At 67.6% G+C, this 16,425-nt stretch carries 15 protein-coding genes and 1 tRNA gene; 9 read left to right on the top strand and 7 right to left on the bottom strand.

Going from position 1 to position 16,425, the window contains the following annotated elements; translation table 11 throughout:
• Positions 1-163 precede the first annotated feature (163 nt).
• Entirely contained in the window at positions 164-1,042 is an 879-nt protein-coding gene (gene mutM, locus AC3WLF_RS07790) for a bifunctional DNA-formamidopyrimidine glycosylase/DNA-(apurinic or apyrimidinic site) lyase (protein ID WP_492318958.1), read from the bottom strand.
• Between the two features lie 153 nt (positions 1,043-1,195).
• On the opposite strand from mutM, the gene AC3WLF_RS07785 reads away from it, so the two are divergent.
• The 8 genes from AC3WLF_RS07785 (at position 1,196) to AC3WLF_RS07750 (ending at position 9,454) form a co-directional block, all read left to right on the top strand.
• Complete coding sequence (locus AC3WLF_RS07785) at positions 1,196-3,151, top strand: tetratricopeptide repeat protein (RefSeq protein WP_492318957.1); 1,956 nt, start codon at positions 1,196-1,198, stop codon at positions 3,149-3,151.
• 93 nt (positions 3,152-3,244) lie between these two features.
• Positions 3,245-3,838 carry a lipoprotein insertase outer membrane protein LolB gene (lolB, locus tag AC3WLF_RS07780; RefSeq protein ID WP_492318956.1) on the top strand — a complete coding sequence of 198 codons (594 nt, stop codon included), beginning with the start codon at positions 3,245-3,247 and terminating at the stop codon, positions 3,836-3,838.
• Positions 3,839-3,846: 8 nt separating this feature from the next.
• Positions 3,847-4,725, top strand: a complete 879-nt coding sequence (gene ispE, locus AC3WLF_RS07775; protein ID WP_492318955.1) for a 4-(cytidine 5'-diphospho)-2-C-methyl-D-erythritol kinase — start codon at positions 3,847-3,849, stop codon at positions 4,723-4,725.
• A 59-nt stretch (positions 4,726-4,784) separates the two neighbouring features.
• Positions 4,785-4,861 (top strand) — tRNA-Gln (locus AC3WLF_RS07770).
• 94 nt (positions 4,862-4,955) lie between these two features.
• Positions 4,956-5,909, top strand: coding sequence for a ribose-phosphate pyrophosphokinase (locus AC3WLF_RS07765; protein ID WP_010814374.1), 954 nt, complete (start codon positions 4,956-4,958; stop codon positions 5,907-5,909).
• A 132-nt stretch (positions 5,910-6,041) separates the two neighbouring features.
• Complete coding sequence (locus tag AC3WLF_RS07760) at positions 6,042-6,659, top strand: 50S ribosomal protein L25/general stress protein Ctc (protein ID WP_492318954.1); 618 nt, start codon at positions 6,042-6,044, stop codon at positions 6,657-6,659.
• 151 nt (positions 6,660-6,810) lie between these two features.
• On the top strand, positions 6,811-7,407 hold the full coding sequence (pth, locus tag AC3WLF_RS07755) for an aminoacyl-tRNA hydrolase (protein WP_492318953.1): 597 nt from the start codon (positions 6,811-6,813) through the stop codon (positions 7,405-7,407).
• A gap of 196 nt (positions 7,408-7,603) precedes the next feature.
• Positions 7,604-9,454 (top strand): PhoX family protein, encoded by a 1,851-nt coding sequence (locus AC3WLF_RS07750; RefSeq protein WP_492318952.1) that lies wholly within the window; start codon positions 7,604-7,606, stop codon positions 9,452-9,454.
• 101 nt (positions 9,455-9,555) lie between these two features.
• On the opposite strand, the gene AC3WLF_RS07745 is transcribed toward AC3WLF_RS07750, so the two are convergent.
• The 5 genes from AC3WLF_RS07745 to AC3WLF_RS07725 form a co-directional block, all read right to left on the bottom strand.
• On the bottom strand, positions 9,556-9,816 hold the full coding sequence (locus AC3WLF_RS07745; protein WP_035822613.1) for a YfhL family 4Fe-4S dicluster ferredoxin: 261 nt from the start codon (positions 9,814-9,816) through the stop codon (positions 9,556-9,558).
• 68 nt (positions 9,817-9,884) lie between these two features.
• Entirely contained in the window at positions 9,885-10,370 is a 486-nt protein-coding gene (coaD, locus tag AC3WLF_RS07740) for a pantetheine-phosphate adenylyltransferase (RefSeq protein WP_010814369.1), read from the bottom strand.
• Between the two features lie 240 nt (positions 10,371-10,610).
• Positions 10,611-11,303: a 16S rRNA (guanine(966)-N(2))-methyltransferase RsmD gene (rsmD, locus tag AC3WLF_RS07735; RefSeq protein ID WP_084187366.1), complete on the bottom strand. Its 693-nt coding sequence runs from the start codon at positions 11,301-11,303 to the stop codon at positions 10,611-10,613.
• Positions 11,304-11,385: 82 nt separating this feature from the next.
• A complete protein-coding gene (locus tag AC3WLF_RS07730) occupies positions 11,386-12,768 on the bottom strand; it encodes a M16 family metallopeptidase (protein ID WP_492318951.1) in 1,383 nt (460 codons plus the stop codon).
• 9 nt (positions 12,769-12,777) lie between these two features.
• A complete protein-coding gene (locus AC3WLF_RS07725; RefSeq protein WP_492318950.1) occupies positions 12,778-14,325 on the bottom strand; it encodes a M16 family metallopeptidase in 1,548 nt (515 codons plus the stop codon).
• Between the two features lie 217 nt (positions 14,326-14,542).
• On the opposite strand from AC3WLF_RS07725, the gene ftsY reads away from it, so the two are divergent.
• Positions 14,543-15,703 carry a signal recognition particle-docking protein FtsY gene (gene ftsY / locus AC3WLF_RS07720; RefSeq protein WP_492358013.1) on the top strand — a complete coding sequence of 387 codons (1,161 nt, stop codon included), beginning with the start codon at positions 14,543-14,545 and terminating at the stop codon, positions 15,701-15,703.
• A gap of 73 nt (positions 15,704-15,776) precedes the next feature.
• Here ftsY and maiA read toward each other — a convergent pair whose 3' ends face one another.
• On the bottom strand, positions 15,777-16,424 hold the full coding sequence (gene maiA, locus AC3WLF_RS07715) for a maleylacetoacetate isomerase (protein ID WP_010814801.1): 648 nt from the start codon (positions 16,422-16,424) through the stop codon (positions 15,777-15,779).
• Position 16,425 lies beyond the last annotated feature (1 nt).

Here is a 16,425-nt window from a genome sequence, read left to right as displayed (position 1 = left end):
ACTTTTTATGACTGCGCACACGATACAGGTTTCCACGGCGGTTTTGTGGAATTCACGCCCCTCCGTAATGGCTTGCACAAGGAGTGTTGCGCCGACCCATCGACAATCGCCGGCGGCGCGCATTGTGCGCCACACGGCGCCTGCCCGGGGTGGCCGCCAAGGCTCAGTGCTGGCAGTTCGGGCAGTAGAAGGTGGAGCGCTGGCCCTGCACGATCTGGCGCACCGGCGTGGCGCAGACCCGGCACGGCTGGCCGGCGCGGTCGTAGACCAGGCAATCAAGCTGGAAATAGCCGCTGGCGCCGTCGCTGCCGACAAAGTCGCGCAGCGTGCTGCCGCCGCGCTCGATCGCCTGCGCCAGGGTCTCGCGCACCGCCTGCGCCAGGCGGTCGCAGCGCGCGCGGCTCAGGCGCCCGGCCGGGGTGGTCGGGCGGATGCCGGCGCGGAACAGGCTTTCGGACGCATAGATGTTGCCCACGCCCACCACGATGGCGCCGGCCAGCAGCACGGTCTTGATGGCGGCGCTGCGCCCGCGCGTGTGGCGGTGCAGCCAGGCGCCGTCGAAGGCAGGATCGAAGGGCTCGATGCCGAGCGTGCGCAGCAGCGGGTGCGACGGCAGTTCGGCCTCGGGCAGCGTGCTCCACAGGATGGCGCCGAAGCGGCGCGGATCGCGGAAGCGCAGCACGATGGTGCCCGCTTTGGTATCCACCGCGGCGCCGGACGCCGGCGCCAGCACCAGGTCAAGGTGGTCGTGCGCGCCAGGCGGCGGCGCCTCGGGCAGCACCCGCAGCGTGCCGGTCATGCCCAGGTGGACCAGCAGCCAGCCGGCCGGCTCGCCCGCCGCCTCGCTCACGCATTCCAGCAGCAGGTATTTGCCGCGGCGCTCGATCCGGCGCACCACGCGCTGGGCCAGCCGCATTTCCAGTTCCGGATCGACCGGCCAGCGCAGGCCGCGGTGGCGCACCGTGACCGCGGCGATGCGCCGTCCCACCACATGCGGCAGCAAGCCGCGCCGGGTCACCTCGACCTCGGGCAATTCTGGCATCGAACCTCTCCGTTGGTTACCGCTCAAAACTCCAGCGGCGCCTGCGGGCACCGGCCTGCGGCGCCAAGCAGCGCATTGTAGCGGCAGGCTACAATGCCCTTATCAATGCGCTTTCTCCCATCCCTCGCCAGCGCGCGCCGGAGCAATCACTACATGTCGGACCTCATGCCGGACCTGATGCCGGACTCCACATTGCAAGCCACCGCGGGCGGCCTCCCGATCGCCTTTCCAGGCGCCGTTTCCCGCACAGCGCGCACGGCTGGCGCCCTGGCCCGGTTTTTCCAGGCGCCCCGCCGCCATGCGCGTGCGCTGGCCGCCTCGGCATTGCTGGCCCTGGCCGCCGGCACCAGCCACGCCGCGCCGCCTGCGGGCGCCATGCCATTGCCATCGGCACTGCAGCTGGCCGCGGCCGAAAGCGAGCGCCCCGCCGCCGCCAAGCCCGCACGCAGCGCGCTGCCGTCGCTGGAGCTGACCGACGACATCGTCTATATGGTGCTGGCCGCGGAGATTTCCATGCAGCGCGGCCTGGTCGGCCCGGCCTACCGGACCTACATGGAACTGGCCCGGCAGACCCGCGACCCGCGCTTCGCGCAGCGCGCCACCGAGATCGCCTTCAATGCGCGCATCCCGCAGCAGGCACTGGACTCCGCGCGCCTGTGGAAGGAGATTTCTCCGACTTCGCCCGCGGCAGCGCAGGTGCTGTCGACGCTGCTGGTGCTCAACGGGCGCTGGGACGATGCCCGGCCCCTGCTGCAGCAACAGCTGGCGGCGGTGCCGGCCAGCCATCGCGGCGAGGCCATCCTGCAGCTGCAGCAGCAGCTGTCGCGCACCAGCGATGCGGCCGGCGCGGCCACACTGCTGCAGGACCTGACCAAGAATGACACCAAGCTGCCGGAAACGCAGCTGGCCCTGGCGCGCGCCAGGGAAGTCGCCGGCGACGAGCCGGGCGCGCTCGCCGCGCTCGACCAGGCATTGCGGCTGCGCCCGGGCTATGAAGCGGCCGCGCTGATGGCGGCCGAGCTGCGCGCCGAGAAGCAGCCGGACGAAGCCGTCGCGATCCTGAAGCGCTTCCTCGACAAGTCGCCCGATTCGGTCAACGGCCATATCACGCTGGCGCGGCTGTACCTGCTGCGCAACGACATGCAGTCGGCCCGGCAGGAGTTCGAGACCCTGCGCAAGGTAGCCCCGGGCGACCCGCGCGTGCCGCTGGCATTGGGCCTGACCAGCCTGCAGGCCAAGAGCTACGGCGAGGCCGAGCAGTACCTGAAGGAATACCTGCAGCTGGTCGAGAAGCAGCCCACCGCCAACCCCGACATTGCCTACCAGTACCTGGCGCAGATCGCCGAGGAGCGCAAGGACTACGCCGGCGCCATCCGGTGGCTGGACCGCATCGAGGACATCCGGCTGGCGCCCGCGGCGACCGCCAAGCGCGCACAGCTGCTGGCGCGCATGGGCAAGCTCGACGACGCCCAGGCGCTCTTCGGCGAGATGCTCACCGACGCCGAGGACATCTCCGATCCTGGCCAGCGCGCGCAGCGCATGACCGCCATCCGCCAGGCCGAGGTGGCCACGCTGATGGAAAGCAAAGCCTATGACCGCGCCCGCAAGCTGCTCAACGACCGCATTACGGCCGAGCCCGACAACGCCGACTGGATCTACGAACTGGCCATGCTCGACGAGCGCCAGAAGCGTTACGACAGCATGGAGAAGGGCCTGCGCAAGGTGATTGCGCTGCAGCCGCAGCAGAAGCAGGGCTACAACGCGCTGGGCTACTCGCTGGCGGACCGCAACGAGCGGCTGCCGGAGGCGCTCAAGCTGCTGGAGCGCGCCTCCGAGCTGGGGCCGGACGATCCGTACATCATGGACAGCCTGGCCTGGGTCAAATTCCGCATGGGCGACCTGCGCCCGGCGGCCGACCTGCTGCGCAACGCCTATTCCAAGGCGCCCGAGGCCGAGATCGGCGCGCACCTGGGCGAGGTGCTGTGGCAGCTCGGCGAGCATGACGAAGCGCGCAAGACCTGGACCGAGGCCGTCCGCATCGATCCCGAGAACGAGACCCTGGTCGACACGCTGCGCCGCTACAAGGTCAACGTGCAAGTGTCCAAGTAACCCCGCCCGCCGCGGCCCGCAGCCCGGGTCCGCGGCGCCGGATTTCCGTCAGCCGGCGGACGCCGCCGCGCCGCCGTTCTCACGACCAAGCCTATGAACCGATCCCGACGCCTGGCGCTCTTCTGCCTTGGCGCCCCGCTGCTGCTGCAGGCGTGTGCCAGCGTGGCACCGTCGCGCAGCTTTGATGGCGACCAGGCCGCCGCCAGCCAGCAATACACCGGCCGCTTCTCCGCCAACTACGTGCGCTACGGGCGCGACGAAGGCGTGCAGGGGAGCTTCCGCTGGGAAGAACAGGGCCGCAACGTGCGGCTGGACCTGGTGTCCCCGCTCGGCCAGACCCTGGCCGTGGTCACCGCCACGCCGTCCGGCGCCACGCTCGACCTGCCCAACCAGCCGCCGCGCAACGCGCCTGAGGTCGACACCCTGATGGAGGAGGCGCTCGGCTTTGCGCTGCCGGTGGCCGGCATGCGCGACTGGCTGCACGGCCGCGCCACGCAGGGCGCGCCCGCGCGCACCACGCGCGACGAGCAGGGCCGGCTGGCCACGCTGGCGCAGAACGGCTGGACCGTACGCTACGTCGCCTGGCAGGACGCAGCCGCCCAGCTGCCGCGCCGCATCGACCTGGCGCGCGACGCCGGCAGCAATCCGCTGTCGGTGCGCCTCGTGATCGATCCCCGGACGCCGTGAACCACGCCATGCATCGCAGCCAGCCCCTGCCCCCGCCCGAACTGCGCGACTGCCCCGCGCCGGCCAAGCTCAACCTGTTCCTGCACGTGACCGGCCGCCGCGCCGACGGCTACCACACGCTGCAGACCGTGTTCCAGCTGGTCGACTGGTGCGACACGCTGCATTTCCGCCGGCGCGACGACGGCGTGGTCGCACGCGTCACCGACGTGCCCGGCGTGCCGGCCGAGACCGACCTGGTGGTACGCGCCGCGCGCGCGTTACAGGCGGCCACCGGTACCACGTTCGGGGCCGACATAGCCATCGACAAGGCGCTGCCGATGGGCGGCGGCATCGGTGGCGGCTCGTCCGATGCCGCCACCACGCTGCTGGCGCTGAATCACCTGTGGGGACTGGGCCTTGCGCGTGCCGAACTGATGCGCATCGGGCTGGCGCTGGGCGCCGACGTGCCAGTATTCGTGTTGGGCCAGAACGCCTTTGCACAGGGCATCGGCGAGGACCTGACGCCAGTCGAGTTGCCCGAGAGCTGGTTCGTGGTCATCCACCCGAAACAGCATGTCCCCACTGCTGAAATTTTTTCGGACGAGTGCTTGACAAGGGATACGCCGCTCTCCATAATTGCGGTCTTCGCTGCTCGCACAAACAAATTCGATTTCGGTCGCAACGACCTGGAACCGATAGCAACAGCGAAGTTCGGCGAAGTCGCCCGAGCCCTGGCATGGCTGAAGCAACACAATCAGCATGCCAGGATGACCGGTTCCGGAGCCTGCGTGTTTGCGCGTTTTCCCGACGCAGCAACAGCGCAGCAGGTTTTGGAAAGGTTGCCTCCCGAATGGGACGGCAGGTGTGTGCGCAGTCTGGCACGTCATCCGCTCGCAGCGCTCGCGTAGCAAGTTTTCGTTCGGCGCGGTACGGCAGTCTGGTACCACGAAGAACGGCCCGGTTGTGTAGGGGAGTCGCCAAGTTGGTCAAGGCACCGGATTTTGATTCCGGCATTCGAAGGTTCGAATCCTTCTTCCCCTGCCATTACATTCCTATAGTGTCCTTACGGACTCTCTGTATCAGTCACCGGCTTTGCCGGTGACGCCAAGCTCCCCCAGCAGCAAGACAGGTGCCCCGAATGAGCAGCGAAGGCTTGATGGTATTTACCGGCAACGCCAACCCCAAACTCGCGGAGGCTGTCGTACAGCACCTCGGCATTCCCCTGGGCAAGGCGTTAGTTGGCCGTTTCTCCGACGGCGAAGTTCAAGTTGATATCCAGGAAAACGTTCGCGGCAAGCACGTCATCGTGCTGCAGTCCACCTGCGCGCCGACCAACGACAACCTGATGGAGCTGATGGTGATGGTCGACGCGCTCAAGCGCGCCTCGGCACGCAGCATCACCGCCGCCATGCCCTACTTCGGCTATGCCCGCCAGGACCGCCGCCCGCGTTCGGCGCGCGTCGCGATCTCGGCCAAGGTCGTGGCCAACATGCTCGAAGTCGCCGGTGTCGAGCGCGTGCTGACGATGGACCTGCACGCTGACCAGATCCAGGGCTTCTTCGATATTCCCGTCGACAACATCTACGCTTCGCCGGTACTGCTGGGCGACCTGCGCGAGAAGAACTACGGCGACCTGCTGGTGGTGTCGCCGGACGTCGGCGGCGTGGTCCGTGCCCGCGCACTGGCCAAGGAACTGAACTGCGACCTGGCGATCATCGACAAGCGTCGTCCCAAGGCCAACGTGGCCGAGGTGATGAACATCATCGGTGAAGTCGACGGCCGCAACTGCGTCATCATGGATGACATGATCGACACCGGCGGCACGCTGTGCAAGGCCGCCCAGGTGCTGAAGGAGCGCGGCGCGCTGAAGGTTTTCGCCTACTGCACGCACCCGGTGCTGTCGGGTGGCGCGGCCGCCCGCATCGCGGACTCGGCGCTGGACGAAGTGGTGGTGTGCGACACCATCCCGCTGTCCGAAGAAGCCGCCAAGTGCACCAAGATCCGCCAGCTCTCGACCGCCCCGCTGCTGGCCGAGACCTTCACCCGCATCGTCAAGGGCGACTCGATCATGTCGCTGTTTGCGGGTTCCTGATAGAATTTAAGGCTTTACTGCGTTGATCGCCGTTTTTCGGCGATCAACGTGGCTTGATCGGCGCATCATTTTCTGTTTGCGCCGCAACGAGGCTGTCTGGTCGCGGACGGCCTTCTTACTTTTGGAGTCATCATGAAAGTTGTCGCTTTCGAGCGTAGCGTACAGGGAACGGGTGCGAGCCGCCGCCTGCGCAATTCGGGCAAGACCCCCGGCATCATCTACGGCGGCGCCGCCGAACCGAAGATGATCGAACTGGATCACAACGCGCTGTGGCACGCCCTGAAGAAGGAAGCGTTCCACTCGTCGATCCTGGAACTGGAAGTCGCTGGCAAGTCGGAACAGGCCCTGCTGCGCGCATTCCAGATGCACCCGTTCAAGCCGCTGGTGCTGCACGTCGATTTCCAGCGCGTGTCGGCCAACGACAAGATCCACGTCAAGGTGCCGCTGCACTTCATGAACCAGGAAACCGCTCCTGGCGTGAAGCTGGGCCACGGCATCGTCAACCACATCCTGAACGACCTGGAAGTGTCGTGCCTGCCGGCCGACCTGCCCGAGTTCATCGAAGTGGACCTGGCCGCCGTCGAGCTGAACCAGACCGTCCACCTGTCGGACATCAAGCTGCCGAAGGGCGTGACCGTGATCACCCACGGTGACGACAACCCGGCCATCGCCAGCATCTCGCAACCGGCTGGTGCCGTGTCGGAAGCTGCCGAAGGCGGCGAAGCCGCTGGCGAAACGCCGGCTGCCTAAGCTGCAGCAGCGGTCGCGGCCTGCCGGCCGCGCCAGGAAGAAACCGCCGCTTCTTGCGGCGGTTTTTTTTCGCCCGGCAGCCGTCTGCCGGTTTTTCGGTATCCTTGGCGCTTGTGGCACAGCCTTGCGCGCCAACGACCCAGTCAAACGCATGATCAAGCTCATCGTCGGCCTCGGCAATCCCGGTGCGGAGTACGAGGCCACCCGACACAACGCCGGCTTCTGGCTGGTGGACCAGCTGGCCCGCATGGGCGGCGCCACGATGCGCGTGGAAGGCCGCTTCCACGGCCTGGCCGCGCGTGCGCGGCTGTGGGACCAGGACATCTGGCTGCTCAAGCCGTCGACCTTCATGAACCGCTCCGGCCTGGCCGTGGTCTCGCTCGCGCGCTTCTACAAGGTCCTTCCCGACGAGATCGTGGTCGCGCACGACGAGATGGACCTGCCGGCGGGCGCGGCCAAGCTCAAGCGCGGCGGCGGCGCGGGCGGCCACAACGGGCTCAAGGACATCTCGGCCCACCTGTCCACGCAGGACTACTGGCGCCTGCGCCTGGGCGTGGGCCATCCGCGCAACGCGCCCGGCGGCGCCGGCACGGGCCGCGAGGACGTGGTCAACTTCGTGCTCAAGCCACCGCGGCGCGAGGAGCAGGAAGCCATCGATGCCGCCATCGACCGCTGCATCGAGCCGCTCGGCCTGCTGGCACGCGGCGACGCCGAACGCGCCATGGCGCAGCTGCATACCACGCGCTGACAAATACGCATATTCCTGCGACAAGAGTATGAAAACGGGCCGCATCTGCGGCCCGTCGTGGTTTGGCGGCCCAAGACTGCTGTTGCAGACAATATGTCATCAAAGTGCCATGGGCGGCACATAGATTCCGTGGTTTCCAATCGCGTCGGTATCGCATGGTGGCCGATGCGCATGACAACCCACAGGAGGAAAGCCCATGTCGTACCTGACCGATGAAGCGCGGGCCGCCAGTCGCGCTGCCAAGCCCGACGTTGACGTGCCCGGCCAGATGCTCGAAGACATCGTAGCCGCCAACCCGGCCCGCCGCCGGGTGCTGCGCGGCGGCCTGGGCCTGTCGCTGGCCTCGGCGTTCGGCAGCGGCCTGCTGGCCGCCTGTGGCGGCGATGACGATCCCGCACCGGCACCGGCACCGGCCCCCGCTCCTGCCCCCGCGCCCGGCCCGGTCAGCCCGAGCTACGAAGTCACCTTCGAGCCGGTCGCCAAGTCGACCGCCGATGCCGTGGTCGTGCCCAACGGCTACAGCGTCGACGTGCTGTTCTCCGCCGGCGACCCGGTCGAAGCCGGCGCCACCGGCTATGCCGGCGCCTTCCAGTCCTCGGCCGAAACCGAGCGCCAGGCCGGCGGCAACCACGACGGCATGCACTACTTCGCGCTGCCGGGCGTCGATCCGCAGAAGGGCGGCCTGCTCGCCATCAACCACGAGCTGCCGGATTACAAGATCCTGTTCGCGGGCGGCACCTATGACGCCGGCACGGCCAGCTCCGAACAGAAGCGCATCGCGCTGTCGGCCGTCGGCATCTCGGTGATCGAAGTGGAACTGGCCGCCAGCGGCAAATGGCAGGTCAAGCGCGACTCGATCTACAACAAGCGCTACACCGGTAACACGCTGTACCGCGTGGGCGGTCCGGCGGCATCGGTAGTGGGTTCGACCGTGGTCGGCATGCTCAACAACTGCTCGAGTGGCCATACCCCGTGGGGCACCTACCTGACCTGCGAGGAAAGCACCGACAACTACATCGACCCGACCCAGGCCGACAACGGCTACGGCTGGGTGGTGGAAGTCGATCCGTACGGCACGCTGGGCGCGCCGGCCAAGCGCACCGCAATGGGCCGCTTCGACCATGAGAACGTCGCCTTCCTGACCGACGCCAACAACAACGTCGCGTTCTACATGGGCGACGACGGCACGCCGGGCTGCATCTACAAGTTCGTGCCGAGCAAGGCGTTCGACCCTAACAACCGCGCCGCCAACGCCAACATCCTGGACACCGGCACGCTGTACGTGGCCAGGTTCAATGCCGACGGCAGCGGCCAGTGGATCGAGCTGTCGCAGGGCAAGAACGGTCTGACCGTGGGCGCTTCGGATCCGGGCAACTGGACCCAGTCGGCAGTCTCGCCGGCGCCGACCACCGTCGACTTCGCCAGCCAGGCCGACGTGCTGATCAACACCAAGTCGGCCGCGCGCGTGGCCGGCGGCACGCTGATGGACCGCCCCGAGTGGATCACGGCCGCACCGGACAAGACCCTGTACTGCACGCTGACCAACAACAGCGGCCGCCAGCAGACCGACGCCGCCAACCCGCGCAAGAACAACCTGCACGGCCATATCGTCAAGTGGAACGAAGCCGGTAATTCGCCGCTGGCGACCACCTTCACGTGGAGCATCCTGCTGCAGGCCGGCGACCCGTCGCTGGCCACCGACAACCTGAAGGGCAACATCAACGGCGACACGTTCTCGAGCCCCGACGGCCTGCGCGTCGACCCGCAGGGCCGGCTGTGGGTGCAGACCGACTCCAGCACCAGCGCCACCTACACCAGCACGTTCGGCAACAACAGCATGTACTACATCTCGCCGACGGGTCAGTCCAGGCGCTTCCTGGTCGGCCCGACCGGCTGCGAGATCACCGGCATCGCCTACACGCCGGACCTGACCACCTGCTTCATTAACATCCAGCACCCCACCGGCGCGTGGCCGGACGCGGCCAAGCCGCCGCGCTCGTCCACCATCGTGGTGCGCCGTAGTGACGGCAAGCCGATGGGGGCGTGACCGCGCAGTGTAGTAGGTAGTACCAGCAGTAACTGGGGAAAAGTTAAACCCCCGTCACCTTGCGGTGCCGGGGGCTTTTTTTGCCTTGCTGAAGCTGCGGGTCAGGCCGCGTGCTTGGCGGCCGTCAGCAGCCGGTAGCGCTGCATCAGGATCTCATGCGTTTCGACGCGGTTCGGATCCTTGGGGATACAGGCGACCGGGCAGACCTGCTGGCATTGCGGCTCGTCGAAGTGCCCGACACACTCGGTGCACTTGTTGGGGTCGATTTCATAGATCTCGGGCCCCATCGAAATGGCTTCGTTCGGGCACTCGGGTTCACAAACGTCGCAGTTGATGCAGTCGTCAGTGATCATCAGCGCCATGGTGTTTCCTTCCTGCGGACACGCCCGCGCCCGACTGGCCGCGACTCGACGTATCTGAGTCTGCTATTTTATTCCGGTTTGCCGATTTTCTCTTGCAGCCAGCGTTCCACCGACGGGAACACGAACTTGCTGACATCGCCGCCCAGCACCGCGATTTCGCGCACGAAGGTGCCGGAGATGAACTGGTACTGGTCCGACGGCGTCAGGAACATGGTTTCCACGTCGGGCAGCAGGTAGCGGTTCATGCCTGCCATCTGGAATTCGTACTCGAAGTCGGACACCGCGCGCAGGCCGCGCACGATCACGCGCGCATTGTTGTTGCGCACAAAGTCCTTGAGCAGGCCGGAAAAGCCTTCGACGCGCACATTGGGATAATGCCCGAGCACTTCACGGGCAATGCCGATGCGCTCTTCGAGCGAAAAGAACGGGCGCTTGTTGGGGCTGTGCGCCACGCCGACCACCAGTTCGTCGAAGATGTTCGACGCACGGCGGACCAGATCCTCGTGTCCCCGGGTCATTGGATCGAACGTGCCGGGATAGACCGCGATGACCATACTTCCTCCTTGATCTGCCCGCTGCCGGCCTTGGGCCGCCTCTTGCGCCGGCCGGACCGGCGTGGGTGCTGCGTCGCGAGCGTTGTAACAGCGGCGTAGTGTAACCCCAAATGCGCCACTTGGAAGCCGCCCGGCACACCGTTTTGCCGCAGCGCAGCTATGAAACCGTTTCCCATTGAGGAAGGGGACCTTCCTCATTGCGGAACAGGCCTACCCGGACCATCGCCCCGGACTGGTGCATCAGGCAGCGCCGTTGCCCGGCACGCGATGCTGCAGCAGGTGGAAATGCACCGCGCCGGCGCGCGCGTGGCGCACGATTTCAAGCGACGCCGGCACCGGCGCGTCGGCACCGGTCAGCGCATGGTCGGTCTCGACATAGACCGCGCCGCCGGGCCGCGACAGCCGCGCCGCGTGCTCCAGCGCCGGCCCGATCCAGTCCTCGGCGAAGGGCGGATCCAGGAAGACCACGTCGAAGCTGGCATCGGGCAGTTGCGCGGCAATGGCAAAGGCATCGCCCTGCATCACGCGCACCTGGGCCGCATCGAGCCGGTACTGGTTGTCGCGCAGCTGCTTGGCCACACGCGCATTGGACTCGACCAGCGTGACCGCGGCGGCGCCGCGCGAGGCGGCCTCGAAGCCGAGCGCGCCGGAGCCGGCGAACAGGTCCAGGCATTCCAGCCCGGACAGGTCCTGGCCGAGCCAGTTGAAGAGCGTCTCGCGCACGCGGTCGGGCGTGGGGCGCAGGCCCTGGGCATCGGGAACGGGCAGCAAGGTGCGCTTCCAGCGGCCGCCGATGATGCGGACCTGGGACGGCTCCTGGCGCGGTGCCTGGCGTGGCGCCGCGGAAACGGGGGAACGCCCGCCGCTGGCAGCGGCAGGAGAGGCGGGTCGCCCGCCGGTGGCGGGCGACGGCAATCGGGAACGCGAATTCATCCCGTGATTGTAGAGCCTGCGGGCCGGTTCGCCGCACGCACCGGAGCCCCGGCGCGCATGACGGGCCCAAGCGGTGCCGGCATCACTGCCTGGCGGCGGTCGCAGGCGCCGCGACCGGGCCGCCGACGATCACCGTCGCCATATTGTCCGGGCGCACATGGCGCTGGAAAGCGGCCCTGACCTGCTCGCGCGTGACCTTGCCAATCTGGGCGGTCCAGGTGTCCAGGTAATCCAGCGGCAGCCCGTACCAGCCGATATTGGCGACGTTGGTCAGCAGCTTGCGGTTGTTGTCGATGCGCAGCGGGAAACCGTTGATGAGGTTGTCCTTGGCCGCGCGCAGCTCTTTCTCGGTCGGGCCCTCGGCGACAAAGCGCGCCAGCACCTGGCGCACCAGCGCCAGCGCTTCGTCGGTCTGCGCCTTCTTGGTCTGCAGGCTGATGCCGAACGGACCCGGCTGCTTGGACGGCGCGAAGTAGCTGTCCACGCCGTAGGTCAGGCCGCGCTTCTCGCGCACCTCGTCAGTCAGGCGCGAGCTGAAGCCGCCGCCGCCCAGCACGTAGTTGCCCACCAGCAGCGCGAAATAATCAGGGTCGCCGCGGGCAATCGCCGGCTGGCCGATGGCCACGCTGGACTGCTGTGCCGGATGCGGCATGCGCTGCTCGCTCGGGGCGATGTTCAGGCGCACCTGCGGCATGGCCGGCGCCGCGCTGCCGGGCGGCAGCCCGCGCGTGAGCTGCTCGGCAATGGCTTCGGCCTGCTTGCGGTCGACCGCGCCGATCAGCGTCACCACCGCGCGCTGCGCGCCGTAGTTGTCGCGCCAGAACCTGACGATGTCGTCGCGCGTGATCGACGCCACGCTGTCCGGGGTCGCGGCCACGCCGTAGGGATGGTCGGGGTACATGGCCTTGGCCAGCGCCTTGTCGGCGATCACGCCGGGCTTGGCGTCGGCTTCGCGGATGGCGGTGATCAGGCGCTGCTTCTCGCGCCCGACCACGGCGTCCGGGTAGGTCGGCGCCTTGATCAGTTGCGCGGCCAGCGCGACCGACTGGTCCAGCTCCGGCTGGGCGGTCAGCGTGCGCAGCCCGATGCCGCCGCGGTCGCCGCCGGCGGCGCCGCCAAAGGCGGCACCGGTATCGGCAAAGCCATCGGCGATCTTCGCTTCATCGCGCGCCGGCTGGCCCTCCAGCGCCGCGGCGCCCTTGTCCAGCAGCGCGGCGGTCAGCGTGGCCAACCCGGCCTTGCCCGGCGGGTCATAGCGGCTGCCGGCGTCGAAGTCGATATTGACGTCGAGCATCGGGATCGACGGGCTGTGCACGAAGAACACCCTGGCGCCGGTTGACGCGGTCCAGTGCTCGATCGGGATCGCGGCCTGCGCCAGTTGCGCAGCCAGCAGGACCATGGCGCCCAATGCGGCGCCGGCCAGTTTGCGCAGCGCACGCTGCGGGATGGTGACGTACTGAGTCATCGCCTTTCCTCAGTGGCGCAGGCCCGACGGGGCCTGGGGCTTGGGCTTGTTCGGATCGATCGGCTGCGGCACCAGCGTGGCCACGGTCAGGTTGTCGTCGTTGAAATACTTCGCGGCGACGGCCTGCACCTGCGCCGGCGTGACGGCCTTGATCTTGTCGAGCATGCGGTCGATCTGGCGCCAGGAGATATCCGAGATCTCGGACACGCCGATTTCCATGCCCTGCCCGAACACCGAATCACGCTTGTAGATCTGGCCGGCCACCACCTGCGCCTTGACGCGCTTGAGCTCCTCCGGCGACACGCCCTCCTTGGCGATACGCTGGACCTCGGCGCGCAGCGCGCGCTCGATCTCGTCGGTGTTGTGGCCCGTGGCGGGCGTGCCGTCGAGCACGAACAGCGACTCGCCGCGGTTGATGCTGTCATAGCCGACGTTGACGTCGTCGGCCAGGCGCTGCTCGCGCACCAGTTCGCGCGTCAGTCGTGCGTTGTCGTAGCCGTTGAGCACGGCGGCCAGCACCTCCAGCGCGTAGGGGTCGACGTCCTTCTCGATATCGCGCAGGCGCGGCACCTTGTAGGCCATCACCATGTACTGGTTCTCGGCCGGCGCCTTGACCCAGATGCGCTTGATGCCCTTTTGCGCCGGCTCTTCCTGGTCCTTGCGCAGCGGCAGCGTGCGCGGCTTGAGCTTGCCGTAATAGCGCTCGGCCAGGGCGCGCACTTCCTCGGCCTTGACGTCGCCGGTGACAATCACCATGGCGTTGTTGGGCACGTACCAGTGGCGGTACCACTCCTTGACGTCGTCCACGCGCATATTGACCAGGTCGTCCATCCAGCCGATCACCGGGTGGCGGTACGCGGCGGCGGTGTAGACCGTGGCCAGCAATTGCTCGTAGACGGTGCCGCGCGCGGAGTCGTCGGTGCGCAGGCGGCGTTCTTCCATCACCACCTTCATCTCGCGTTCGAACTCGTCCTTGGTGATGACGAGGTTGGCCATGCGGTCGGCCTCCAGCTCCATCATCCTCGGCAGGTACTGCTTGCCGATCTGCTGGTAGTACATGGTGAAGTCGCGGTTGGTCATGGCGTTCTCACGCCCGCCCAGCGCGGCCACCTGCTTGGAGAACTCGCCCACGCCGACCTTGGGCGTGCCCTTGAACATCATGTGCTCGAGCATGTGCGCCACGCCGGTGGTGCCGCTGACCTCGTCGATGCCGCCCACGCGGTACCAGATCTGGTGCGCCACCGTGGGCGCGCGGTGGTCTTCCTTGACGATCAGCCGCAGCCCGTTGGACAGGCGGTATTCGGTCGTGCCATGCGCGGTCGCGCCGGCCGGGGCGGTCTGCGTGCCGGGCATCGGCGAGGCCACCACGCCCTGCGCCCCTGCCGGCATCGACCACGGCAGCAAGGCCAGCAGCAGCGTGGGAATGACTCGCCGCGCGAGACGCGCGGCGCGGGCGGGAAGCGGTTCGGAGGAGGATGAAAGGCGTTGGAAGCGCGTTGGGACGCAGGCTTTGGTGCCTTGTGCGCCCGCAGCGGTCAGGACAGCGCAATGGTTCATGCGACCCCGTCTGCTAGAATTTTGCCGATCGACTCACGTGCGCAAGACTGCGCGCATGAATCTGCCATGTAGCGAACTATACGCAATCGCCGGCCGGGACCACAACGGTTTCTCCCCAGCCATCGCGACGCCTGCGTAACCCATTGATTTATAACCGGTTGCCTGCTGGCATTGGCTGCCGCCAGGGTATCGGCCCCGGTATTGACCCCATTCCCCAATGTTTAGTTTCTGGAAGAAGCGCAAGGCCGAGCCCGCGCCCGCCGAGGCGCCAGCCCCGGCCCCCGCTCCGGTCGAGGTTCCCGCCCCCGTACCGGCACCGGCCCCCACGCCTGCGCCAGTCCCTGCGCCCGCACCGGCACCGGTCCCGGCGCAAGTGCCACCCCCTGCCCCAGCGCCCGTGGCGGCCCCGATCCCCGTGCCGGCGCCCGCACCGGCCGAAGCGCTCGAACTGGTCCCGCCGCCCGCCCAGACTGCTGAAGCGAAGCTGGGCTGGATGCATCGGCTGCGTACCGGGCTGTCCAAGACCAGCCGCAACATCGGCACGCTGTTCGTCGGCGTCAAGGTCGACGAGGCCCTGTTCGAAGAACTGGAAACCGCGCTGCTGATGGCCGATGCCGGCGTGGAAGCCACCGAGTACCTGCTGGGCGAGTTGCGCAAGCGCGTCAAGGCCGAGCGCATCGAGACCGCCGAAGGCGTCAAGGCGGCGCTGCGCGAGCTGCTGACGCAGCTGCTGCGCCCGCTGGAAAAAACCATGGCGCTGGGCCGCGAGCAGCCGCTGGTGATGATGATCGCGGGCGTCAACGGCGCCGGCAAGACCACCAGCATCGGCAAGCTGTGCAAGCACTTCCAGCGCTATGACCAGAAGGTGCTGCTGGCCGCCGGCGATACCTTCCGCGCCGCCGCGCGCGAGCAACTGACGATCTGGGGCGAACGCAACAACGTCACCGTGGTGGCGCAGGAAAGCGGCGACCCGGCGGCGGTGATCTTCGACGCCGTCAATGCGGCCAAGGCGCGCGGCATCGACATCGTCATGGCCGACACCGCCGGCCGCCTGCCGACGCAGCTGCACCTGATGGAAGAGCTCAGGAAGGTCAAGCGCGTGATCAGCAAGGCCATGCCGAGCGCGCCGCACGAGGTGCTGCTGGTGATCGACGCCAATACCGGCCAGAACGCCCTGCAGCAAACCCGCGCCTTCGACGACGCGCTGGGCCTGACCGGCCTGATCGTGACCAAGCTCGACGGCACCGCCAAGGGCGGCATCCTGGCGGCGATCGCGCGCCAGCGCCCGGTGCCGGTTTATTTCATTGGCGTGGGCGAGAAGGTGGAGGACCTGCAGCCGTTCAAGGCGGATGAGTTCGCCGAAGCGCTGCTGGGGTAAGGCCCGGCAACCCGTGCAAAGCAAAAACGCCCCGGCAGTGCCGGGGCGTTTTGCCTTGCAGGCCTGCGAACGCTTATTCCGCGTCAGGCTGCGCCTTCGGCTCCGCCTTCTGGAAAGCAGGCAGCTCCATGCAGGTTTCATAGATCCTGGCGATCGCCGGGTAGCGGGCCAGGTCGATATTGAAGCGCTGCGCGTTGAATACCTGCGGCACCAGGCAGATATCGGCCAGCGTGGGCGTATCGCCAAAGCAGAAGCGCCCGGCCTTGCCGCCGCGCTCCAGGTTGGCCTGCAGCGACGCAAAGCCCAGCTCGATCCAGTGGTGGTACCACGCGTCCTTGACCTCGTCGGTCACGCCCACGGTGTGCTTCAGGTACTTCAGCACGCGCAGGTTGTTCAGCGGGTGGATCTCGCACGCGATCTCCTGGGCCAGTCCGCGCACATAGGCGCGGTCCAGCGCCGTGCCGGGCAGCAGCTTCGGCTCGGGATGGACCTCGTCCAGGTATTCGACGATGGCCAGCGATTGCTGCAGCACGTGCTCGCCGTCGGCGAGCGCCGGCACCAGGCCGTCGGGATTCACGGCGCGAAACTCCGGCTTGAGCTGCTGGCCGCCTTCCTTCAGCAGGTGCACCGGCACATAGTCATACGACAGCCCCTTGAGTTCCAGCGCAATGCGCACGCGGAATGAGGCCGAACTGCGGAAATAGCTGTAAAGCTTTAGCATC

It is taken from the genome of Cupriavidus sp. FW306-01-F10A (assembly GCF_058782785.1).
Note: the sequence above shows the minus strand (reverse complement) of the source record. Positions and strands in the feature narration are given on the sequence as shown.

Bases quoted from the DNA above. Each gene is read 5' to 3' on its own strand.
- mutM (WP_492318958.1), bottom strand. From the start codon at position 1,042: ATGCCAGAATTGCCCGAGGTCGAGGTGACCCGGCGCGGCTTGCTGCCG.
- AC3WLF_RS07785 (WP_492318957.1), top strand. From the start codon at position 1,196: ATGTCGGACCTCATGCCGGACCTGATGCCGGACTCCACATTGCAAGCC.
- lolB (WP_492318956.1), top strand. From the start codon at position 3,245: ATGAACCGATCCCGACGCCTGGCGCTCTTCTGCCTTGGCGCCCCGCTG.
- ispE (WP_492318955.1), top strand. From the start codon at position 3,847: ATGCATCGCAGCCAGCCCCTGCCCCCGCCCGAACTGCGCGACTGCCCC.
- AC3WLF_RS07765 (WP_010814374.1), top strand. From the start codon at position 4,956: ATGAGCAGCGAAGGCTTGATGGTATTTACCGGCAACGCCAACCCCAAA.
- AC3WLF_RS07760 (WP_492318954.1), top strand. From the start codon at position 6,042: ATGAAAGTTGTCGCTTTCGAGCGTAGCGTACAGGGAACGGGTGCGAGC.
- pth (WP_492318953.1), top strand. From the start codon at position 6,811: ATGATCAAGCTCATCGTCGGCCTCGGCAATCCCGGTGCGGAGTACGAG.
- AC3WLF_RS07750 (WP_492318952.1), top strand. From the start codon at position 7,604: ATGTCGTACCTGACCGATGAAGCGCGGGCCGCCAGTCGCGCTGCCAAG.
- AC3WLF_RS07745 (WP_035822613.1), bottom strand. From the start codon at position 9,816: ATGGCGCTGATGATCACTGACGACTGCATCAACTGCGACGTTTGTGAA.
- coaD (WP_010814369.1), bottom strand. From the start codon at position 10,370: ATGGTCATCGCGGTCTATCCCGGCACGTTCGATCCAATGACCCGGGGA.
- rsmD (WP_084187366.1), bottom strand. From the start codon at position 11,303: ATGAATTCGCGTTCCCGATTGCCGTCGCCCGCCACCGGCGGGCGACCC.
- AC3WLF_RS07730 (WP_492318951.1), bottom strand. From the start codon at position 12,768: ATGACTCAGTACGTCACCATCCCGCAGCGTGCGCTGCGCAAACTGGCC.
- AC3WLF_RS07725 (WP_492318950.1), bottom strand. From the start codon at position 14,325: ATGAACCATTGCGCTGTCCTGACCGCTGCGGGCGCACAAGGCACCAAA.
- ftsY (WP_492358013.1), top strand. From the start codon at position 14,543: ATGTTTAGTTTCTGGAAGAAGCGCAAGGCCGAGCCCGCGCCCGCCGAG.
- maiA (WP_010814801.1), bottom strand. From the start codon at position 16,424: ATGCTAAAGCTTTACAGCTATTTCCGCAGTTCGGCCTCATTCCGCGTG.